Source organism: Nitrincola lacisaponensis, from assembly GCF_000691225.1.
In the GTDB taxonomy this organism is placed as follows: domain Bacteria; phylum Pseudomonadota; class Gammaproteobacteria; order Pseudomonadales; family Balneatricaceae; genus Nitrincola; species Nitrincola lacisaponensis.
Window position 1 is genome coordinate 83,502 of sequence record NZ_JMSZ01000007.1, and the last position, 22,660, is coordinate 106,161.

At 51.5% G+C, this 22,660-nt stretch carries 19 protein-coding genes; 12 read left to right on the plus strand and 7 right to left on the minus strand.

Translation table 11 applies throughout. The annotated features are described in order from the left end of the window. Window positions 1-7: 7 nt before the first annotated feature. Together ugpA and ugpB are read right to left on the minus strand one after the other, a co-directional pair. Window positions 8-892, minus strand: coding sequence for a sn-glycerol-3-phosphate ABC transporter permease UgpA (gene ugpA, locus ADINL_RS01375; RefSeq protein WP_036542966.1), 885 nt, complete (start codon window positions 890-892; stop codon window positions 8-10). Between the two features lie 66 nt (window positions 893-958). Further along, entirely contained in the window at window positions 959-2,284 is a 1,326-nt protein-coding gene (gene ugpB / locus ADINL_RS01380; protein WP_036542969.1) for a sn-glycerol-3-phosphate ABC transporter substrate-binding protein UgpB, read from the minus strand. A 248-nt stretch (window positions 2,285-2,532) separates the two neighbouring features. Between ugpB and ADINL_RS01385 the strand changes: the two genes are divergently transcribed. Genes ADINL_RS01385 through ADINL_RS01405 form a run of 6 tightly spaced genes read left to right on the plus strand, consistent with a single transcriptional unit; the run spans window position 2,533 to window position 8,612 of the window. Continuing rightward, window positions 2,533-3,615 carry an efflux RND transporter periplasmic adaptor subunit gene (locus ADINL_RS01385; protein WP_036542972.1) on the plus strand — a complete coding sequence of 361 codons (1,083 nt, stop codon included), beginning with the start codon at window positions 2,533-2,535 and terminating at the stop codon, window positions 3,613-3,615. Then, a complete protein-coding gene (locus ADINL_RS01390; RefSeq protein WP_036542975.1) occupies window positions 3,615-6,653 on the plus strand; it encodes an efflux RND transporter permease subunit in 3,039 nt (1,012 codons plus the stop codon). Before ADINL_RS01385 ends, ADINL_RS01390 begins: the two co-directional genes overlap by 1 nt. A gap of 26 nt (window positions 6,654-6,679) precedes the next feature. After that, a complete protein-coding gene (locus tag ADINL_RS01395; RefSeq protein ID WP_036542978.1) occupies window positions 6,680-7,594 on the plus strand; it encodes a sensor domain-containing diguanylate cyclase in 915 nt (304 codons plus the stop codon). A 59-nt stretch (window positions 7,595-7,653) separates the two neighbouring features. Then, window positions 7,654-7,830, plus strand: coding sequence for a DUF6435 family protein (locus tag ADINL_RS16315; protein ID WP_152547589.1), 177 nt, complete (start codon window positions 7,654-7,656; stop codon window positions 7,828-7,830). A 12-nt stretch (window positions 7,831-7,842) separates the two neighbouring features. Continuing rightward, window positions 7,843-8,238: a DUF3429 domain-containing protein gene (locus ADINL_RS01400; protein ID WP_036542981.1), complete on the plus strand. Its 396-nt coding sequence runs from the start codon at window positions 7,843-7,845 to the stop codon at window positions 8,236-8,238. Between the two features lie 8 nt (window positions 8,239-8,246). Further along, window positions 8,247-8,612, plus strand: a complete 366-nt coding sequence (locus tag ADINL_RS01405) for a thiol-disulfide oxidoreductase DCC family protein (RefSeq protein WP_036542983.1) — start codon at window positions 8,247-8,249, stop codon at window positions 8,610-8,612. Here the strand turns inward: ADINL_RS01405 and ADINL_RS01410 are convergent. Further along, window positions 8,609-9,415 carry a substrate-binding periplasmic protein gene (locus tag ADINL_RS01410; protein WP_036542986.1) on the minus strand — a complete coding sequence of 269 codons (807 nt, stop codon included), beginning with the start codon at window positions 9,413-9,415 and terminating at the stop codon, window positions 8,609-8,611. The genes ADINL_RS01405 and ADINL_RS01410 overlap by 4 nt on opposite strands. A 58-nt stretch (window positions 9,416-9,473) precedes the next feature. Between ADINL_RS01410 and ADINL_RS15800 the strand changes: the two genes are divergently transcribed. The 6 genes from ADINL_RS15800 to ADINL_RS01440 all read left to right on the plus strand — a co-directional run bounded on the left by ADINL_RS15800 (window position 9,474) and on the right by ADINL_RS01440 (window position 18,456). After that, window positions 9,474-11,813: a diguanylate cyclase domain-containing protein gene (locus tag ADINL_RS15800; RefSeq protein WP_084154338.1), complete on the plus strand. Its 2,340-nt coding sequence runs from the start codon at window positions 9,474-9,476 to the stop codon at window positions 11,811-11,813. A 99-nt stretch (window positions 11,814-11,912) separates the two neighbouring features. Beyond that, complete coding sequence (locus ADINL_RS01420) at window positions 11,913-13,166, plus strand: Tle-like phospholipase domain-containing protein (RefSeq protein ID WP_161667719.1); 1,254 nt, start codon at window positions 11,913-11,915, stop codon at window positions 13,164-13,166. 62 nt (window positions 13,167-13,228) lie between these two features. Next, window positions 13,229-13,618, plus strand: coding sequence for a hypothetical protein (locus ADINL_RS01425; protein WP_152547591.1), 390 nt, complete (start codon window positions 13,229-13,231; stop codon window positions 13,616-13,618). A 66-nt stretch (window positions 13,619-13,684) separates the two neighbouring features. Then, window positions 13,685-16,204, plus strand: coding sequence for a protein translocase subunit SecD (secD, locus tag ADINL_RS01430; protein ID WP_036542997.1), 2,520 nt, complete (start codon window positions 13,685-13,687; stop codon window positions 16,202-16,204). Window positions 16,205-16,394: 190 nt separating this feature from the next. Continuing rightward, entirely contained in the window at window positions 16,395-17,060 is a 666-nt protein-coding gene (locus tag ADINL_RS01435) for a response regulator (RefSeq protein WP_036543000.1), read from the plus strand. Window positions 17,061-17,064: 4 nt separating this feature from the next. Continuing rightward, window positions 17,065-18,456 carry a sensor histidine kinase gene (locus ADINL_RS01440; protein ID WP_036543002.1) on the plus strand — a complete coding sequence of 464 codons (1,392 nt, stop codon included), beginning with the start codon at window positions 17,065-17,067 and terminating at the stop codon, window positions 18,454-18,456. Here ADINL_RS01440 and ADINL_RS01445 read toward each other — a convergent pair. The 4 genes from ADINL_RS01445 to ADINL_RS01460 are packed head-to-tail and all read right to left on the minus strand — an operon-like array spanning window position 18,391 to window position 22,472. Then, a complete protein-coding gene (locus tag ADINL_RS01445; protein WP_051632461.1) occupies window positions 18,391-19,428 on the minus strand; it encodes an AbrB family transcriptional regulator in 1,038 nt (345 codons plus the stop codon). The two genes, ADINL_RS01440 and ADINL_RS01445, sit on opposite strands and share 66 nt — an antisense overlap. Before the next feature lie 6 nt (window positions 19,429-19,434). Then, window positions 19,435-20,946 (minus strand): tripartite tricarboxylate transporter permease, encoded by a 1,512-nt coding sequence (locus ADINL_RS01450; RefSeq protein WP_036543004.1) that lies wholly within the window; start codon window positions 20,944-20,946, stop codon window positions 19,435-19,437. A 23-nt stretch (window positions 20,947-20,969) separates the two neighbouring features. Then, entirely contained in the window at window positions 20,970-21,422 is a 453-nt protein-coding gene (locus ADINL_RS01455) for a tripartite tricarboxylate transporter TctB family protein (protein WP_036543006.1), read from the minus strand. 54 nt (window positions 21,423-21,476) lie between these two features. Then, entirely contained in the window at window positions 21,477-22,472 is a 996-nt protein-coding gene (locus ADINL_RS01460) for a Bug family tripartite tricarboxylate transporter substrate binding protein (protein ID WP_036543009.1), read from the minus strand. Window positions 22,473-22,660 lie beyond the last annotated feature (188 nt).

Genomic DNA, 22,660 nt, shown 5'->3' on the forward strand with positions numbered 1-22,660 from the left:
TGATGTCCTAGTAATTAACTTTGCGTTCGATGTATCGGAACTGAATGACAGTTAGCACGACTACGATGGCCATCAGAATCACAGACTGTGCTGCTGAAGAACCCAGATTCATACTGACAAAGCCATCTCGATAGACTTTGTAGACCAATATGTTGGTTGCCTGTGCCGGACCACCTTCAGTGGTGGCATGTATGACGCCAAAGGTATCGAACATGGCGTAAACAATATTCACTACTAATAGAAAGAAGGTAATCGGTGACAGTAACGGAAATACGATCGTCCAGAAGCGCTTAAGACGGCTTGCACCATCAATTGCAGCAGCCTCAATCAGGGACTGGGGTATCGACTGTAAGCCCGCCAGAAAAAACAGAAAATTATAGGAAATCTGTTTCCAGGCAGCAGCAATGATCACCAGAATCATTGCATGGTTTCCATTTGCACGGTGATTCCAGTTGATGCCAAGCATTTCCAGCAAATAAGGTAAAATGCCGATAGAAGGGTTAAAAATAAACCACCAGAGCACACCCGCAATTGCTGGCGCAATCGCATAAGGCCATACCAGAAAAGTGGTGTACAGATCGCGACTGCGCAGCATACGGTTGACCATTACAGCAAATAACAGGGCAATCGACATGGATAAGAGTGTTGTACCCAGTGAGAACACCAGGGTGACTTTTAAAGCGTTCAGATACAGGTCGTCAGCAAATAACGCTGTAAAGTTATCTAAGCCTACAAAGGTGGTTCTAAAGCCAAACGCATCCTGTCTCAGGAGTGATTGATACATGGCTTGAGCAGCAGGCCAAAGAAAAAATATGGCTGTAATGATGACCTGCGGAGCCAGCAGCAGGTAGGGCAACCAGCGATGATTAAAGGTAAGTTGTTTTGTTTGCATGGGTGTGCCTGGTTAAGCAAGCAGCCCTGAATTCAACCCAGGGCTGCTTGTCATCGGTGCAAATGATTAGCGGTTTGCTGCTTCAAACTCTCGCAGTAGTGCATTGCCACGTCGTACAGCACTATCAGCGGCTTGCTGTCCGGATTTTGCACCCGTCATGACCGCTTCCATCTCTTCAGAAATAACGTCACGGATTTGCACGAAATTGCCAAAACGCAAGCCTTTTGAGTTGGCTGTAGGTGTGTTGAGTGTCATTTGTTTGATAGAGGTGTCTGCCCCCGGGTTGGCTGTGTAATAGCCTTGAGATGCAGTCAGCTCGAAGGCAGCCTGGGTAATGGGCAGGTATCCGGTTTTTTGATGCCAGTCCGCCTGAACTTCAGGCTGGGAGAGGTATTCGAAAAATGCCGATACAGCTGCGTATTCTGCATCACTGTGACCACGCAGGACCCAGAGTGTTGCTCCACCAATGATGCTGTTTTGTGGAGCACCTTCGATGTCATCATAGTGGGGCTGAAAACCAAATCCGACATCAAAACTGGCATTACGCAATACACCTGCACGGCTGGCAGATGAACCGAAGAACATCGCGCACTCGCCGGAGTAGAACATCGGCGCTGCATCCGGTCCTGGCCCTGGGCCTCCCCACTTGAAAATACCACTGTCTTGCCACTGTTTCAGGTTATCCCAGTGACGTGCGACCCTGTCATTATTGAAGATCAGTTCAGTATCCATGCCGTTAAAGCCGTTGTCCTGGGTGCCCAGTGGCAAATTATGCCAGGCTGAAAAATTCTCAAGCATGACCCAGCTTGGCCAGGAAGTCGTAAATCCACATGTCGCTGCACCTGAGTCGATGATTTTGCGTGAGGCATCGACCATGTCATTCCAGGTGGCAGGTGGAGTTTCTGGGTCCAGACCTGCAGCACTGAACACGTCCCGGTTGTAGTACATGATTGGGGTTGATGAGTTGAACGGGAAAGAAAGCATGTTGCCATTCGGATCGGTGTAATAGCCAACTACGGCAGGCAGATAGGCTTCTTTGTCAAATGTACGTTGGTTATCTGCCATCAGCTGATAAATCGGATAGATGGCTCCTTCCGCGGCCATCATAGTACCTGTGCCTACCTCAAATACCTGTACTATGTGAGGTTGTTGTCTTGCCCGGAACGCAGCTATAGCACCCGTCATGGTTTCGGTATAGGTGCCGCGAAAACTTGGAATAACTTCATATTCATTCTGGCTGTCATTGAAGCTATGTGCCACTTCTTCGAGCATTTCGCCCAGTTCACCTCCCATTGCGTGCCACCAGTTGACAGTTGTTTTTGCCTGAAGGTTGGTACTGAACAGCATGACAGCAGCCAATGCACAGGCTGACAGTGTTTTTTCGTTCGACATGGGTTTATCTCCATTCCGCAGTCAATCAACGTGGCGAGGCAGAAAAAGCTGACTCGTTAGACAGGAAGACGAATTTATTTGTGCTGTGTTACCTGAGGGTGAAAAAAAAGTTTCAGTCTGATGAATTTTTTATAGCAGGCTTGTTTGTACGTAGGGATGACTTATAGATTTCACTGGCGCAAATGCATTCCACCTATCAGAATAAATACAACTCAATTCCGAATTCAGCGGCGCAGGAGACAGGCGTGATGGTGCGATTACATGGGAAAGTTGTTCGTGAGTTTGCATATGTTACGGGATTGATCGGTCTCCTGATTCTGGTTGGCTGTGATTCAGCACCGCCCCCGGTCGAGTCGCCAGTGGATACGCTGGTGCGTCCTGCCCGTATTGAAACGGTTCAGGCGGTTTCCGGTTCACAGCTGGAGTTTAATGGTACGGTGCGTTCTGCTCAGCGTGCTGAACTGGCATTTAAAGTGGCTGGGCGTGTCGAGCAGATTCTGGCTAATGAAGGAATGCAAGTGCGTGCTGGTGATGAACTGGCCCGTCTTGATGATCGTGAAATACGGGCAACATTGAACTCGGTACAGGCTGAATTCAATTCAGCCGATGCGGATTATCGGCGTGGACAGGCGATTTTTGAACGTACCCAGGCGATTTCCCGTCGTGATCTGGAGCGGCTGGAAACCCAGCGCAGTCTGGCTGCAAACCAGTTAAGCAATGCACGGCTGGCGTTAGAGGAAACTGTCCTACGCGCACCGTTTGATGGTGTTATTGGACGTAAGCTGGTCGAGGATTTTGCGCGTGTTTCAGCTAATCAGCCAGTCCTGGTGATTCAAAACCTGCAGGACCTGGAAGTGGTGATTCAGGTGCCGGATCAGGTTGTGCTGCAATCGGCTCGTCGCAGTGGAGCGGTAGCTGAAATTCCGGGGCTGGAGCAATCCTTTCCGCTGAGTCTGAAGTTTTTCTCTACGGAAGCAGACCCGGTGACGCAAACCTATCAGGTGATCCTCGGGCTAAATGACAAAGGTGATGCCAATATCCTGCCGGGTATGTCTGCCCGGGTTATGGCATCAGAGCAGGATGGTGATGTGCATATCAGTGTTCCGCTCAGTGCTGTGGTGCCGGATAACCAGGGTGGGCAGTTTGTCTGGCGTCTGGAAAGTGAAGGGCAGGCTCAACGTCAGCCAGTGACCGTCGGTGAACTGGTAGGGGATCGCGTCTTTATTCGCGCGGGCCTGAGTGCCGGAGATCAGATAGTGACTGCGGGTGTCAGCAGTATTCGTGAGGGGATGCGTTTGCGTCCGCTGGATGGCACGGGAGTCAGCAACTGATGGATATTGCAGCCTATTCGGTCGCAAAGCGGACCAGCCTGTGGGTCATTATTGTGCTGATACTCCTGGGTGGCTACCTTAGTTATACGGAACTGCCTCGCTTTGAAGACCCTGAATTCATTATTCGCAAAGCGGTGATTATTACAACCTATCCGGGTGCCAGTGCTCAGGAAGTGGCGCAGGAAGTGACTGATCGTATAGAGGCTGCGGTTCAAACCCTGCAGGAAGTAAAGCAGGTCAAGTCTGTTTCCAAACAGGGGTACTCAGAAGTCACTGTCGAGATTCAGATGGGGTTTGCCCGCACGCATGCCGAGTTACAGCAGGTCTGGGATCTGCTCAGGCGCAAGCTGGCGGATGCGCAGCGGGGTCTCCCGCCCGGAAGCGGGCCGATTCTGGTGAATGATGATTTTGCCGATGTCTATGCGCAGTTTTATGCCATTACGGCAGAGGGTTTCACTGATCGGGAGCTGTATCGCTATGCTGATCAGTTGTCCAGAGAGCTGGCGCTGGTGCCTGGCGTGGCCCGGACCGCACTCCTGGCAGCACCTCAGGAACAGATTTATATCGAACTCTCACGTGAGCGGCTGGCGCATTTTGGAGTCAGTGCGCAGCAGGTATACCAGGTATTACAGCAGCAGAACCTGATTACTGTTGCCGGCGATATTCGCGCAGACGGGCTGCGCGTGCCGGTGATCCCGCAGCGCAGTGTCAGCGATTTTACCGACCTGGTTCAGCTGCAGATAGGCCTGGGTGCGGATAATACCGTACTGCGTCTTGCAGATATTGCCCAGGTAAGCCGTGGATATCTCGAGCCGCCGGGTTTGCTGATGACCTTTAACGGTGAGCGGGCGATAGGTCTGGGTGTTTCCAACATCCAGGGCGGTAATGTGGTACGTATGGGGCAGGCTGTCCAGCAGCGCCTGAGTGAACTTGAACATTTGCGACCGGTCGGGATGGAACTGCATCCAATCTCTTTGCAGTCTGAATCAGTGGATGCGGCCGTATCTGCGTTTGCCGCCAATCTGCTGGCAGCAGTCGCCATAGTGTTTGCTGTGCTGTTGCTGTTCATGGGACTCAGAATAGGCCTGATTATCGGATTTGTCCTGTTGCTGACGGTCGCCGGTACGCTCATTATTATGCTCATCGACAATATCGCCATGCAGCGTATCTCGCTGGGGGCGTTGATTATTGCTCTGGGAATGCTGGTGGACAATGCCATCGTTGTCAGCGATGGCGTGCTGGTACGTTTGCAGCGTGGAGAGTCCCGTCAGGAAGCTGTCTCTGCTGTGGTACGCAGTACTATTTGGCCGCTGCTGGGGGGAACTCTGGTGGGTATTCTGGCATTTAGTGCGATTGGCTTGTCTCCGAGTGATATGGGCGAGTATGCCGGCTCCTTGTTCTGGGTGATTCTGTATTCCATGCTGTTGAGTTGGCTGTTTGCCATTACAGTGACGCCCTTGCTGTGTTATCAGTTTTTGAAAGTGTCGCCACAATCTGAGGCACCGCAACCTGGGTGGGTGGTACGTACCTATGCGCAATTATTGCATTGGGTCCTGCAGCATCGTGCTGTGTCACTGTTGCTATTGTTGGTGGCCTTGCTGGGAGCTGCCTGGGGTGCGCGGTTTGTTCCACCGGGGTTCATGCCGGATTCGGAGCGTCCACAGTTTGTGGTGGATCTTTATTTACCCCAGGGAACGGATATCCGGCGTACTGCCGAGGTGCTGGCTCTGGCCGAACAACATGTCGCAGAACAGTCCGGTATTCTGGATACGACCGGCTTTATTGGTGGCGGAGGTTTGCGCTTTATGCTCACCTATTCGCCTGAACCTCGTAATCCTGCATTTGCCCAGTTATTGATCAGTGTGGATGATCATGCCCGTATTGCCGGCCTGGTTGAATCACTGCAGACCGAGCTGTCGGAGCGCTTGCCGGATACCTCTGTAAAAGTGTGGAAGTTTATGTTGGGCCGGGGTGGCGGCAAAAAGATTGAGGCAGCCTTTACCGGTCCTGATCCGGTGGTTTTGCGTCAATTGGCAGAGCAGGCGAAAGCCTTAATGCACGCTGATCCGGCACTGATTGCCATTCAGGATGACTGGCGTCAGCAAGTGCCGGTGGCACAGCCACAATGGCGTCAGGAGCAATTGCAGCGCCTGGGGCTGACAGCTGCTGATGTGAATGCTGCACTGGCACAGACGCTGACCGGACGCCAGGTAGGTGTATATCGGGAAGGTGATGATTTGATACCACTGGTTGTTCGGGCGCCGGTGGCTGAGCGCGAGCAGCCCAGTGTGATTCAGCATACCGAAGTGTACAGTCCGGTGGCTGGACGCAGTGTGCCATTGAGCCAACTGATGCAGTCGGTTGATGTGGTCTGGCAAGATGCCATCATTCGACGAATTGACCGTGAACCCACGCTCATGGTGCAGGCCGATCCGGCTCCGGGGTTGCTGACCAGTGATGTGTTTGCACAGATACGGCCAGTGATTGAGTCGATCCCGCTGCCGCCTGGCTATTCACTCAAGTGGTATGGTGAGTATGATGCGTCGCGTGAGGCGAATGCCGGACTGATGGTTTCAGCACCTTTCGGGTTTGCTGCGATGATTCTGGCGGTGGTGTTCATGTTCAATGCCTTCAGAGAACCTTTGGTGATCTGGATGACAGCTCCACTGGCGATGATCGGTGTGGTGGTTGGATTGCTCTTGTTCCGTACTGCCTTTGAGTTTATGGCGATACTGGGGTTTTTGAGTCTGATCGGTATGATGGTGAAGAATGCCATTGTGCTGGTGGATGAAGCAGGGCAGCGTATTCGCGAGGGCCAGGAATCCTATACGGCGGTTGTAGAGGCCTGCTTGAGCCGTGCCCGCCCAGTAGTGCTGGGCGCCCTCACTACCATCTTGGGCGTTGCGCCGCTGTTGGTGGATCCTTTCTTCAAAAGTATGGCGGTGACGGTGATGTTCGGTTTGCTGTTTGCGACAGCGCTGACACTGGTTGTGCTGCCATTGTTTTATGTGATTGTATTCAGAATTCGTTCAGTATGAATGTGGCCTGACAGGATGCCTGTAGTATGAGTCTGAACTCTGAGCAGATGCTCGCGGTATTGAATGCATTACCTGATCCGGTGTTTGTGTTGACCGAGAGCGGGCGCTATGCCGGTGTTTACGGACATGCCGATCCGAATTACTACCATAGTGGACATGATTTGGTTGGCAGCTATTTGTCTGATGTCTTATCTGCCGACGTTGCTGATTGGGTGATGCAGCATATGCAGCAGGCCTGGGATCAGAAAGGGCTGGTGAAAGTAGAATATCCACTCTCTGCAGCACAGGTAAAAGGACTGGAAATGCAGGCCGGACCCGATGGCATGATCTGGTTTGAAGGCCATATTCAACCTTTTCCTCAAGCGGTTGAAGGTGAGCGTGCGGTTATCTGGGTGGCTCGAAACATCACCCGACGCAAGCAATTGGAACAAGAACTGCTGGAAGCCAGTCAGACAGATCCTTTAACCCGGGTTGCCAACCGCCGACCGTTATTTGAGCTGTTGCAAAGCCGTTTTAGCGACTTTAAGCGCTATCAGCACCCGACTGTGTTGATATTGTTTGATCTTGATCACTTCAAGCAGATTAATGATCGTTTTGGACACCTAATGGGCGATCAGGTGTTGGCAAGTCTGTGTGATATTTGCCACGCGACCTTGAGAGAGAATGACCTGCTTGCCCGCTTTGGCGGTGAAGAGTTTATTGTGGTGCTGCCCAATACTGCGATGGAACAGGGGCTGTCCCTCGCTGAACGTATGCGCGACCTGGTTTTTAGGGAGTTAGGGGCATGCTTTCCGCAATATGAGCGGGCAATTACGATCAGCCTGGGTGTGAGTGAGTTTATCGATTCGGATACCCGGTTTGAAAATCTGCTGCAGCGCGCGGATAGTGCGTTGTATCAGGCGAAACATGCAGGACGCAATCGCATTTGTGCTCACAGGTGAACCGTTAGTCAGATTCTGCGTAACAGTCTTTAAATGTTTTTAAGGAAGGGCGCTGACTCATGTTTGGTTTATTTGGCAATTCACATGCAAAGCGTAAGGCGAGATTACAAAAAGAGTATGAAAAAAAGCTTGCTGAAGCCATGCATGCTCAGCGTAATGGCGATATTAGAGCTTATTCAAATTTGTCGGAACAGGCTGATCAATTGCATCAGACTTTGCTGCAATTGAAGCCGTAGGTATTCAGGCTGATGAACAAAACCGCAACGCTGCTGGGCCTGGCTGGTTTGATCCCATTTGTCGGTTTGACAGCAATGATGTATCAGCCTTGGGCTATCGGTTTGTTTATGACTTACAGTGCTGTGATCCTGTCCTTTCTCGGAGGCATTCACTGGGGCGTTGCGCTTCGTGATACAGATTGGCGTAACAACTGGCGGTTGTGCCTGTGCATGCTGCCCAGTTTGCTGGCATGGCTGGCTTTGGCATTACCTGTAGAGGTTGCCCTGACGCTGTTATTACTGTCCTATGCGGCATGGTGGCTCTATGACTTTATGCAATTGGCCATAGCGGATTATCGGCGCTTGAGACGATGTCTGACTCTGGTGGTGCTGGCCTGTCATGGCAGCTGGCTGTATTTTTATGTCTGAGGTGAGTTATGTCCGGAAAGCGAACACCACGTCTGTTTTATGATGGCAGTTGTGCGTTATGCCGTCGGGAGATGGCTCATTTGCAAACACGCCTGTCACGTCACTTTCTGCTGGTCGATATCAGTGATCCCGGGTTTCAGGGTTGGCAGGGTGCTGATCGTCAAGCGATGATGCAGAAAATTCATGTCTGGACGGGAGCTGAGTTCCTGGTGGGTCTGGATGCCAGTCTGTATTACTGGGAAAAAGCTGGATGGAAGTGGCTGGCAAGGCTGCTGCGCTTGCCAGTGATTCATGCGGCTGCCACGATGGGATATAACCTTTGGGCGCAATGGCGTGTTCGTAAACAGCGCGCTTGTAAGGTGTGTACGGGTTAATCCAGCACAACGATTGGTTCCAGTCCGTGCTTGATTGCCAGCTGTTCGAGTGTACCGTCATCTTTAACCTGTTGAATAAACTGGTTCAGAACTTCCAGCCAGGCTTCTTCTCCTTTAGCGACAGCATACGCGTAGCTGGTTGGTGCGATTGGCTCAGGTGGCGCGATCAGTGTGGCCCATTGGGTCAGGGTTGCCATCCGCAGACCATAAGGGAAATCAGTCATGAAAACATCTGCTCTGCCTGCCATGACTTCCTGCTCACGCGCCATAAAATCATCGACAACCGAGAGCTCGGCATGCTGTAAATAGTGACGCATAACCGGTTCCATATAGGTGCCTTTTTGTACGGCAACGATGTTGTCGGGTTGATCAATATCCTGCCAGCTCTGTATATGTGTATTGTGGTGACGACCTACCGCATAGATGCCGCTGCGCAAATGAGGTTGGGTAAAATCCATCAGTCGCATTCTGTCTTCACGAATGCCCACCCCGTGCATGGCGACATCACAGCGATCCTGTGACAGGTTTTCGGCGAGCAGAGCGAAAGAACTGTCCACAAACTCTACGTCTGTTTGCAGAAACTCTGCCAGGGCATAGGCCATATCAATATCGATACCCTCAAGCGTTTGTGTTCTGGGGTTGCGGTAGCTGATTGAATAATAGTCAGGCCAGATACAGACTCGCAGGGATTCTTCAGAGATGCGTTTGAGGCGTTCAGATAACCCTGCAGACGAAGATTGAGCATGGCTGGTGGCCAGGGATACAGATAATCCCAGCATTAAACTGAAGGTTGCGATTTTCATCTACTGATTATCTCTGCACTGTGATAAAATTTGCACAGCTTAGCGGTTTCAGTGTTGTATGAGAAGTAAGCGTTTGAATGTATCGCGTCTAAAAAAGCCTGGCCGTCTTTTATCCTTTCTCAAGCCGATTGTGCTTTGCAAGCACCGGCGTCTGATTTTGTTATTTGTAACCTTGTTTTTTGCACTGCTGACAGCGGTGTCACTCAGTCTGTGGAATAGCTTCAAGCATGCAATGGAGCAGACTCAGCAGCGTATTCTGTTTCAAAGCCAGCTACTCGAGCGCAGCATTACCCGAACACTGGAATCAGTGGAGTCGGCTATGGTGTCATTGGATTTATTGCTATCACAGCAATCACTTGAAAGTGAAACTGCCGAGCGGTCACTGGCATCATTGCGTCAGCGCGTCGATGAGATGATTCACTTCTCGCCTCACATACGCCAGGTGATCGTGACACAGGGATCACAGGTGCTGGTTGACAGCGCAGCAAGGAGCGAGGGGTTGCATCTGGATTCAGATCGATTGGGTTTGAATCTCAGCTCATCTAATGGCGTTGTTGGTCAGGGTCTGCAGATTATCAGTCGTGTAGATCAACGTTTTTTGCCCCTGATTGACCGGGATGAAGGTTCTGCACGTCATTCGGTATTGGTGACAGGGCTGCGCTCAGGACACCGCTCGGAAACGGGCGATCCTTACTGGGTTCTGGTGGCGATGAATCCGGAATATTTTACCGGTTTTTTCAAGACGGAAGGCCCCGCTGCCGAACTGCAGCAGGCAATCAGCTTGCTGGGTTTTGATGGTGAAATTTTCGCATCCTTGCTCTCAGATGTGTCTGATTTGCCCCCGGTCTCGGTATTTCTTGAGTCGGGTCAGTTGATGCAGTTAGTTTCTGACAAAGAAGCTATACATGCCTGGAGCGCATCTACTCGTTATCCGTTGGTCGTTTCGATCACTCAGTCCCAGCGAGAGCTTGTCCGAGGCTGGTTGTTGAGTCATCAGTCGATGTTGGTAGTGCTTGCCGCCCTGATTGTCCTGATGCTTCTCAGTATGCTGGTGCTCTTGCGTGAGGTGATTCATCGCGTATCCATCCAGCAGGAGATGGCACTGCTATTCAAAGCGGTAGACCAGTCCAGTGCAGCGGTCATACTGACGGACAATGAACAGCAGGTAGTCTATGTTAACCCCGCTGTTGAACGTCTGTTTGGCTATCCAGCCAGCGACTTGATGGGGCGCAATCCCAAACTGTTAGGCAGTGGTCAGACAGATGCGGCTATCCTTCAGCAGTTGCGCCAAACTCTGACTCAGGGTGAAGACTGGGAAGGTGAGCTGGTCAACCGTACGGCTTCCGGAGAGCATATTACGGTAGCAACCCGTATCTCTGCTGTACTGGATGAAGATGCTGTTATCAGCCATTTTGTCGGAATCATGGAAGATGTGACTGAGCGTAAACAGCAGCAGGCGCTGTTGTATCAGCAAAATATCAAACTTGGTCAGCTGGCAACAGTTTTCACTCATGCCCATGAAGGGATCATGATCTGTTGTCCGAATGGTGAAATACTGGATGTTAATGAAGCTTTTTGCCAGATTACCGGCTATTCACGTGATGAGGTTATAGGCCAGAATCCGCGCCTGTTAAAATCGGGTCATCAGGATTCTGCTTTTTATGCATCCATGTGGCATTCTATTCAAACAGATGGTTGCTGGTGTGGTGAGGTGTGGAATCGACGCAAGGACGGAGAAGTGTATGTCGAGCATCTGACCATTACCGCCGTACAGGATGCCGACGGCTGTGTAATGCACTATGTGTCACTGTTCAGTGATATCAGCTTGCAGAAAAAGCAGGAGATTCGGCTACAGAAGCTGGCACACTTTGATCCGTTAACAGGCCTCCCGAATCGCTCACTATTGCATGATCGGCTGCAGCAGGCGATGTATAACACTCTGCGTCGTCAACGCCTGGTTGCTGTGGTGTTTATTGATCTGGACGGGTTCAAAGCGATCAATGATGCCTATGGGCATGATGCAGGGGACAGTCTGTTGTGTTTTCTTTCCGAGCAGATGCAATCAACCTTACGTGACGGTGATACTCTGGCGCGTCTGGGTGGTGATGAGTTTGTTGCGGTATTGACTGATCTGGCAGATGAGACAGCCTGTGAAGCCGCGCTCAAACGGCTGCTTCAGGCAGCCATACAAATGCATTGCTTCAAAGGTGAGTGCTTTCATGTATCTGCCAGTATCGGGGCAACCTTCTTCCCTCAACCGGAGACTGTCGGGCCAGAGCAGTTGCTCCGCCAGGCAGATCAGGTGATGTACGAAGCCAAAACCTCCGGTAAAAATCAGTATCGTGTATTTGATCCCCGCCGTAATGCTGTATTGCCAAGAGATGTGTGCGTAATCTGATGTGTTTGAAAAGTTTCTGGTCAGGTTAATAATTGGCCTTTTTTCGCCCATGCACTAAGGTATATCCAATGAGCAACAAGGATGCCGCTGGATATTATAATGAAACTTTCTCTATTAATGATGCCATGGTTGTTACTTGGCTTGCTATTGCTGCAGGGTTGCGGTGCACTCAAGGTTTCTTTGGCGGGTTATCATGAGCAAAAGGAGCTCAATCAAACTTTCAGGGATTGTCGGCAGCAAAATAGTCACAACTGTGATCAGGATTTGGTTATTCTTGTTCCTCCACCTGTCTTGTTAACTCGAGAAGGGCGGCAGGTATCACATCGTACTCCTTCAGTTCAGGCACTATATGACGCTAATGATGTTGATCAGTTAGCGCAGATCTTGACACTGCCCGCACTTTTATCCGATTGGATATATTCAGTTGATTCCATGCACTTGCATGGCTCGGAATCCTCTGTGTGCGAAGCGCTGGTTGCACGGTCTTCGGATCTTCCGGTCTTTTTTGGTTGGCGCTATCTGGCTAATCCCAAGGCTTGTGCATCCGATGGCAGTTTACTCTATACGACTTTTTTTCGGATAAATGAAAGTGAAGGGGTTTATCAGTATATGATCGTATTTAGAGGTACGACTAATACACGTTCTCATATCTTGAGCGACTGGAGCAACAATTTTTCTGCTGCACTGGGGATACCTCCGAAACAGTACCAGATTGCTATTGAAACACTGAAGGATACCTTGGCCGTGATCAGTGATCACAGTAAGGATGCTACTCGTGTAGAGATATACACAGCCGGGCATTCATTGGGAGGTGGCCAGGCACAGCAAGCGGCCTATCTGCATGATAACGTAGCTGCAGCATGGGTATTCAATACGTCTCCTGTGACTAACTGGAGTGAACTGAAATTGCATGATGTTCATAAAGACGTCGAAATAGATTCTCTGATTCAGCAAGCAGACCCACATATTATCCGGGTTGAAAATCAGGGTGAAGTACTTGATTATGTAAGATTTTTTAGTACAAGGGCAAATCTGAGACGCTTTAACCGAATGGATATCGAGCTATATTTTGAGATGCCGGGAGTGTTTAATGCGCATCGTATAGGGCTTTTGGCATGCCATTTAGCGGCACGAGTGGCTTATCCTGACCAAACCAGTAGTGTTCAACAAGATGCGCTATCCTCACTTATGGGTGTTAATCAAGAAGAAGCGCGTAAATTATTTATGAGGAATGGCTATTGCCGCCAGCCTGTGAAGAAATCATCATGTAAGACCCTTTATCATGAGGTTTGTCAGAGTTTATCACTCGGTGTTCATAATGATCGTTTCAATCAATTGTGCCTGGGTCATTGATTGCTGATTGACTCCTGATAAAGCGCAGCCGATAATCAGTGTTCTAGTCACAGGTATTATTCATGCCAAAGCCATCCACAGTGTCCGCGTCTGTTGCTATGCAATCCGGTGTTATCCGGATGTTGCTGTTGGCGTTGTTGTGGTTGGTTTTTACGGCGTTCCCGGTGTCTCCCGCTGCATATGGCGATTCCAATACCGGATTTACCGCTGAAGCCCAGTCCTGGGCAGTCGTATTGCAATCTCACTCAACCCGTTCGTCCAGCCTTGAGTCTTCTGATGATGACTCTGTTACGGGGGCTGCAGAACCGGGACAGGAGCTCGCGCTGCTGGCGGGACTGTTGCTGCTTTGGCTGGTTGCACAACGCAGCTGTCTGCCCCTGCCTGTTTCGCATCAGCGTGTTATCACACGTAATGATTATCTGCCGCCTCTGAGAGCACCTCCACAGCCTTAAGTGTTACCGCTATTGACGGCCTTGAACCGGCTGTCATCACTTAGGGTGTTTATTGTGGAGTCTTATATGAAATCTTTATACCAGCGTGCTGCTGCTTGCAGCCTGCTGATTCTGTGTATGCTGCTCAGTGCAGTACCAAATTTGTTGCCTTCATCCATGTCTGCCAAGTTGCCAGACTGGTATACCGAAAATACGCTGTCGTTGGGTCTGGATCTGCAGGGTGGTTCTCATCTGTTGTTGCAGGCTGATCAGCAGGCACTGCTGTTACAGGCACAACAAGGCGTTGCGGGTGAGGTGGGAGATGCGCTGCAGCTGGCGAATATTGCCTTTCGTTGGCAGGGGGCGGCGGACACGCTGTCGCTGATCTTTAATCAGGAGTCTGCACTGCAGCAGGCCAGACAGGCGTTGCAACCTTTATCCAGAGACGCGGCCAGCAGTGTACGTCGTTTTGACATGTCTCAGCAGGGGTTGCAACTCAATTTAAAGATCACCGAGGACTGGCAAAGTCATTTGCTGTCTGAAGCGGTGGAACGCAGCCTGGAAGTGGTTCGTCGGCGACTGGATGAAACAGGTCTGGTTGAACCCAGTATTACCCGTCAGGGACGTGACTATATTCTGGTACAGATGCCGGGCGTGGCAGATCCCTCTGAAATTCGCACGCTACTGGGTACGACGGCGAAGATGACCTTTCATTGGGTGGCTGAGGTGGCGAGCGAACCTACTCAGACACAGATCTATGCTGATGCAAGCGGTGAGCAGCGTTATCGAGTTGAGAGCGATATAGCACTGGAAGGTCAGCATATTCGTGATGCCCGTCTGGCGTTCCACCCTCAGACGGGTGCTGCGGTGGTGAATTTTTCCCTGGATACTGAAGGTGCACGTCGCTTTGCCGAGATGACACGCGAAAATATTGGGCGTGCTCTGGCCATCGTGCTGGATGGTCAGGTGATTACAGCACCAGTGATTCGAGGAGTGATCAGTGGTGGTTCGGGTGAAATCAGTGGCTCATTTACGCCACGCGAAGCGGGTGATTTGGCACTGTTGTTAAGGGCAGGGGCGTTACCCGTTCCATTACAGGTGATCGAAGAGCGGACCGTTGGGCCTGATCTGGGTAGTGATGCCATTGCGATGGGGGTGACAACCGGCGTGATTGGCGCGGTATTGGTGCTGGCGTTCATGCTGGCAATTTACGGCAGCTGGGGTGCCATTGCCTGCGTGGCACTGTTGGTAAATCTGGGGCTGATGCTTGGGGTGCTGAGTCTGTTGCGTGCGACACTGACGTTACCGGGAATTGCCGGGATTATTCTGACACTGGGCATGGCGGTGGATGCCAATATCCTCATCAATGAGCGGATTCGGGAAGAAGCACGTAAAGGCTATTCTGCGGCGATGGCGCTGAAAGAAGGTTTTTCACGCGCCTGGAGTACAATACTGGACTCTAACCTGACAACCTTGATTGCTGTCAGCTTGCTGTTCTTTTTTGGCAGCGGTCCGGTTAAAGGGTTTGCGGTGACCATCGGTATTGGACTGCTGACCTCGCTCTTTACCTCAATCACCCTGACACGTGTACTGATGGAGTGGCGCATTCGTCACAAGACCCGGCAGCCTCTGACGATTGCTGGGCTGCCCTGGCTGGATCGTCTCAGTCAACGCGTACCGAATCTGATGCGTGTTCGGCATTGGGGGCTGGCTTTGTCGCTGACACTCTCCTTGTTGTCGGTTGCCTTGTTCTTCCAGCCGGGCATGCATTACGGTGTAGACTTTACCGGAGGCACCCTGGTCGAAGTACATACCCATGATATGGCGCCTGATGCGTTGCGTGCGCAGTTGTCTGAGCAGGGACTCACACAGCTGAGCATTCAGTCGTCGGGTGATTCGGGGCAGTATTTAGTCCGTCTACCTCTGGAAGCACAGCAGCAAGCCGTCGCCAATGATCAGGTTGAGCAGTTAAAACAGGCCGTACTCAGTGTGCAGCCTGATGCCGAATTTCCCCGAACAGAGCTGGTGGGTCCAAGAGTCAGTGGGGATTTCAGTGATATGACGATTCTGGCAATACTGATTGCGGGGGGCGGTATGCTGGGATATCTCTGGTGGTGCTTTGAATCACACTTTGCGCTGGCGGCTACCTTAACCATTGCACTGGATCTGACGAAAACCCTGGGCTTTTTTGTACTCACCGGTATCGAGTTTAATTTGACGGCTGTCGCGGCCTTGCTGGCATTGATTGGTTACTCGATGAACGACAAGGTGGTGGTGTTTGACCGTATTCGTGAGAATTTACGTCTTACGCCACACAAGCCAATGCACCAGCTATTGAATGAGAGTATCGGTTCGACACTGACACGTACGGTATTTACTTCAGTGACAACACTGCTGGCGCTGTTGCCGATGGCCGTGTATGGCGGCAGTGCGGTTTCCAGTTTCGCCTTGCCGATGCTGTTTGGTGTTGTGGTGGGTACCGCTTCCTCCATTTTTATTGCATCTCCATTGCTGTATATGCTGTCGCAGCGACGCGAGCGCCAGGGTTTGGGGCAGTTGCGACCAACAGTTGAAGACCAGCGTCGTGAGCTGGAACTGATGCCCTAAGCGTTTATCGGATACCAGTCACTCGGTGACTGGTATCTGCAATATTTCTGTCACTCTTGTCTAGACGAGAGTCCTGTCTGACGGTTGTCAGAAATTCAAACACAGCTGATGGCCGGATCCAGGTCGTGAATACTGCCATGGCAGGGTTTAATGCTATGATCGGTGTTTTCCCGAAACTGGTTGTGGCGGTATGAAAATACTCATTCTGGAAGATAACGCGATTCTGGCTCAGGGATTGCGTAGCGTGATTGAAGAAGCGGGATACTCTGTTGATCTGTTAATGGACGGTAGCCAGGCAATCGCCTGGTTGCAGACAGGCCAGTATGACCTGTTGATGCTTGATCTGGGTTTGCCTGGCATGGATGGCATTGAAATTCTGCGCTATCTGCGTCGCCGCAACAATCCGATTCCGGTGATCATTATCACTGCACGTGACCGACTGGATCAGCGTATTAGTGGTCTGGAAGAGGGTGCAGATGACTACCTGTGCAAACCCTTCTCGCTGGAGGAGGTGGTAGCGCGGGTACGTGCCGTGATTCGGCGTAGTCGTTCCTTCTCCGATAACCGTCTGAAAAATGGTGATCTGGAGCTCTGTCTTGCTTCGCGAACCCTCACGCTGAAAGGTGAAGAGGTGGTGTTGCATCGTCGTGAGCTGGCGGTGCTGGAGTATTTTCTATTGAACCGGGGACGATTGTTGAGCAAGGATCAGGTGGCGGACAGTATTGCATCGTTTGAGCAGGATATCAGTGCTGGCGCGATTGAAACCTATGTTTCCCGGATACGTAAAAAACTGGGTAATGCTGCAGCCATTCGGACCGTTCGTGGGCTGGGCTATTTGATGGATAACCTGGATTAAGCTGATGATTCAATCTGTTCGGAGTCATTTGATTCTCTGGTTTATTATCCCGCTGACCTTAATGATTCCGCTGTCCTTGTATGTCAGTCAGTATGTTCTGACACAACGTATAGATGACAGTTTTGACAGCATGCTGCGCATGGGAGCAGAGCGTTTTGAAGAGCGGCTGTTTGTGGCAGAAGGTGAAGTGCGGATTAATATGCTCTATTTTTCGGTCAATTCGCTGGGAACGGGTGGGCAAGGCAAATTGTTTTATCGAGTGAGAGATGCCCAGGGGCGCTTGTTGACCGGTTTTGAAGGGCTGCAAGGGCCTGGTGATCTGCTCGAGGGTGAAGGTTTTTACAATACAGTGTTTGCGGGTACGGATTTACGTGCCCTGCGTTTATTCATTCCTGTGCGTGGCGCAACGGCACCTGTTGAAGTGATTGTGGCTGAGTCTCGCGAGGGGCGTGAACATTTGCTGCAGGAGTTTTTGTCCAATCTGCTAGTGATCAATGTTGGCCTTGGAATCAGTGCCTTGTTGATCGCGCTGTTTGCGATTCACCAGGGATTGTCTCCGCTAAAGCGTATAGAGTCGGCGTTGCGCAAGCGTTCGGCACATGACTTGTCTCCGGTTGAAGAAAAAGTCCCTGCTGAGGTCAGTGCGCTGGTGGACAGTATCAATCATCTGATGGTGAAAATACGCCAGAATATGCAACATATTCAACAATTTAATGCCGATGTTTCGCACCAGCTAAGGACCCCGATATCGGAAATCCGGGTGTTGGCTGAAATGTCGGAAAAGCAGTGTGATGATCCGCAGTTGAAACAGCAGTTACGTGCAATCCGAAAAACCACGGATTATGCCTCCCATACAACCCAGCAGTTACTGAAGTATGCCAAGACTAAAAGTGATCTGGTGGATCATGCCTCGCTGGCAGTACAGGATTTGCAACCGGTCTGTCATGAAGCCTGTGCCCGTTTGTTGAACCGGGTCTTGCAGCGTGGTCAGGAACTGGAATTGATTGCCGATGAACGTCCTTTCCCGGTACGTTGTGATCCGATTATGGTGCAGTGGCTGTTGACCAACTTGATTGATAACGCCAGTGTACACGCGGGTGGTGCAGATGCGGATTATCAGGGGCTTATTCGCGTGCGTTTGACAGAGCAGTCGGGATTGGCCTGCCTGAGTGTAGAAGATGCAGGCGTTGGCATACCGGATGAGGCGATGCAGCATGTGACTGAACGCTTCTATCGGGTAAACCGTGATGAAAAGGGCAGTGGCCTGGGGCTGGCGATTGTCAGTCAGGTAGCCCAGTCGCATGGGGCACAGCTGCAACTGCGACGGTCCTCAACGGGTGGACTGTTGGTCTCTGTCTTGTTTCCGCTGGTGACGGACCAGCAGTTGGCTCAATAGCGGTGCAGACATAATCAACACAAACAGGCGAATCAGGTGAATATAGGCGATGTAGAGCGGATCGATACCGGCGGCGGTGGCGATCAATGCCATTTCACCCACACCTCCCGGGACCAGCGATAGAAACGCATGGGAGAGAGGGATGCCTGTCAGTTTCCAGGTCAACGCAGCAAAGAGAGCAGCCATCAGCATACCCAGTGTCGTGGCCAGGACAGCATAACCGCTGACTTTCAACAAAGCTGACAGTGCAGTACCAAAAAAACGGCTGCCGATTGATGATCCCAGTACCACAAAGGTCACGATCATGACCCAGCCAGGCAACTCTATCTGTACCAGGGTGACGGACAGTAGCGCACTGACCAGAAGCGGACCGAGAAACTCAGCCATGGGCAGGCGCAGCTGTTTGGCTGTCCACCAGCCAACCGGCACCAGCAGTATCCAGAAGAGGTCAGTCCAGCCGCCTGTCTCAATGGTCGGACTTGCCAAGGCTTGCCCTGGCATGAAATAGAAAATCATCGAGGTACTGATAACGACCAGTGCGATGCGCAGCGTCTGCGCTATGGCAATCCAGCGCGCATCACCACCCAAACGGTCTCCCTGAATGACGACGGCATTCATGGTGCCTGGCAATGAAGAAAACACCGAGGTAACGGTATCCAGCCCCGCCAGACGTTTGAAGACCCAGGTGTTGAGCAGCAGGGTACAGAGCACTGAAAGCAGCATCAGCAGGACGCTGGGATACCAGGTCAGCAGTTCGCTCAATAAGCCAGCTTCAAAGCCTGTTCCTAACCAGAAGCCCAGTACGCCAAGAAAAAAGCGATTGGCCTGACGATTGACCTGCACCGGTATTCCTTTCAGAGCCAGACAGGTCACCAGCAACAGGGGGCCCAGCATCCAGGGCAAGGGCAAGCCCAGCCACCAGGCGGCCCAGCCGCCCAGTGTACCCAAGAGCAATGTGTAGAGTGTTTTCAACGCATTTTATCCATTTACGGTGGACTTTGCCGGACGCCGAATCAGCGACAGCAGTTTACTGCCAAACAGTGACAGCAGCAGAAGCGCCATAATAGCCAGCGTAACAGGGCGTTCCAGTACATAGCTGAGATCGCCGCCACTGATCTGGTAGCTGTGCAGCAGTGTTTTCTCAGCCATGGCACCCAGCAGTATGCCGATGACGGCAGCCGGTACCGAATAGCCGTAACGTCGCATCAGCCAGCCGATGATGGCAAAAGCCAGTACGGTGAAAGGCCCTACAAAATTTCCGGTCAGACCAAAAGAACCCATGACTGCCAGCACCAGTACGGTCGGAATCAGGTAACGCATGGGTACCTTGATGATATTGGCTAGCAGTGGGATAAACAACAGGCCGAGTATCATCAGGAAAAATACCTGAGCAAAGTTGGCAAAAATAATTGCGTAAACGATATCTGTTTGTTCACGGATAAACTGGGGGCCGCCGGTAATGTTGTGCATCGCAAAGGCTGCCAGCATGACAGCTGTCGCACCGCCACCGGGAATACCCAGTGCCAGCAGGGTTGCCATGGAGCCGGCTTCTGAGGTGCTGTTGGCTGATTCGGAGGCGACGATTCCCTTGGGGTTGCCTTTACCGTAGGAATCAGGGTCCGGATCGCGACGCTTGGTTTCGACATAGGATAACAGGTTGGAGACCGATGAGCCCACGCCGGGAACCGCGCCGACAAAGACACCCATCAGACAACCACGCAGCATCACCAGGGGAGACTGGAATGCCATTTTGAAGCCTGTGGCGATTTTGCGCAGATCTACTTTACGGGATGCCTTGCTGTCAACGATGTACTGCTTGTTTGCCAGACGGAAGAGTTCCGAGGCGGCAAACATGCCCATCATGGCCGGAATGACCGGGATACCATCAAACAGATAGAAGCTGCCCATCGTGCCGCGAGCCAGGCCGATTTCATTAAAACCGATGGTGCCGATCAGCAGGCCGACAAAACCGGCGATCAACCCCTTGAGTACATGGTCACCACGCAAGCTGGCGATCAGAGTCATGCCCCAAAGAATGACCATGAACATCTCGGATGGGCCCAGCTTCAGGACCATCAGACTGATGGGCTGAATCATCATGAACAGAATCAGATAGCCGACCAGCACCCCGAATACGGAAGAAGCCAGCGCAATCCCGAGCGCCTGGTTATGCTTGCCCTGCTTGGCCATGGGGTAACCATCAAAGGCGGTGGCTATCGCTGATGAGGTACCCGGGATGTTCATCAGGATGGCGGGGATACCGCTGCCGAAGGAGCCGCCGGTGAAGATGGCAGTGAGAAACAGCATCGCCTGCATGAAATCCATATACAGGGTCATAGGCAGGAAAATCGCCATGGCCATGGAAATTTGTAATCCGGGTGTGGCGCCAAAAACCAGGCCGATGATGATGCCGGGGACCACTATCATCCAGGGGGTAAGGCTGCTGAACAGCATGGAAAGTGCAGAAGCACTGGCTGCAAAATCGATCATGAGAACATTACCTTGTTGAAGTGTCAGTCGATGGGCAAGAAGGTCATCGGCATGGGATAAGGCAGCATCAACGCAAAGAACAACGCGATGGCAATGCCGAATCCGATGCTGTATCCCAGAACCCAGAACCAGTTACGTTCGTTTTTCATGCGCAGGAAAATCGCCACGAACAGAATGGTACCCAGATCAAACCCGAGCCAGGGCAGGGTGAGTACATAGACAGCAAACAGCAGGATAATGGGCAGGATATCCTTGACGGGTTCATCCTCAACCGCTTCAAACAATTTGCCCCGATAGGCACTGATGACCAGCTCTGCAATACACAGAAGCAGTACGGCCAGTGAGACAGGTAAAATCAGCAGCAGGTTCGGGGTAGTAAAGGCGACACGAATAGCATCATTCAGATACCAGATCGTAAAACCAGCCAATCCCAGCAGCATGCACAGGTGGCCGTAGTCTTTTTTGAGTTTGTTCATGAGTCAGATCCTGCTGCCCGATAATCGGGCAGCGTTGGTAAACGAACAGGGTGATCAGTTCAGCATGTGGGCGTAGCGGCGGAAGGTTTCAAAATTTTCCCGCATCAACTGATTGGCTTTTTCAGGGCCGATCCAGACACCACCAATTTCGTGACTGCGCAGCTCATCCTGAAGCTCTTTTTTGGCCAGTGCATTTTGCATTGCCTGGGCCAGTTTGTTGAAACGCTCTGGATGACGGCGCTCGAACTCGGCACTGACAGCAAAACCACGCATGGAGCCTTGCAGTACCGGTACTTCGATGTTCAAGGGTTGCAGTGCTTCATTGACAGTTGGCACATCCCACTGCTCAATCCGCTCATCACTGACAATGGCGAGTGGCGTCAGGAACTCCCGAATACTTTCGCTGCCCTGAGCACTGATCAGTACCAGGTCGACCTGGCCACCAGCGACAGCTGTGCGTGCCTCACCACCACTGTTATAGGTCACCAGATTCAGATGGTTCTGCGGAATGTCGTAAGCATCCAGCAGAATACGCGCCATCAGGTGGCCTGCAGAACCCTGTACGACAGATGCCCGTACTTTGCCGGGTTCGTTTTTGATGACCTCCAGTACTTCGGCCAGACTGCTGTAGCCGCTGTTTTTATTCACAGCAATCAGATCCTGATCAAACCACTGAAAGTTGATATAGGAAAAATCTTCCACACTGTAGGTGGCATTGCCTGCCAGAATGGTGTTGGTCAGATAGGGTGCAAAGGTGGATGAGAACAGGTGGTAACCTTCATCCGGTGCGTTCAGAATGTAGTTTGCCGCGATTTGTGTTCCGGCGCCGGGGCGGTTGGTGACGCGGACAGGAACCCCCAGTTCTTGCGACATGTGATTACTCATAATCCGGGTCATGCGGTCGGCGCTGCCTCCGGTACCAAAACCAACTACAGCTTCAATTGGCCGATTCGGATAGTTGCTTGCCGTGGCCGATGTGGCACTGATCAAGAGGGGAAGTGTCAGGGCGCAGGCGGCCAGTTTCAGAGTTTTGCGAAAGGATATTGCCATAGTATGAATACCTTTTAGTTATTGTTTGGGTGCTTGCCGACCACGACAGAGGGGTTACAGCAGCGATTTCACACTATAGGGAGCGAAGCTGTCATAAAGCTGGCACAAGTGAAATTAAATACTCGGTCTAGACCAAAGTATAAGTATGGCGCTTGCGCAGATAGTGCCTCGGTTGAAGTAATTTGTCA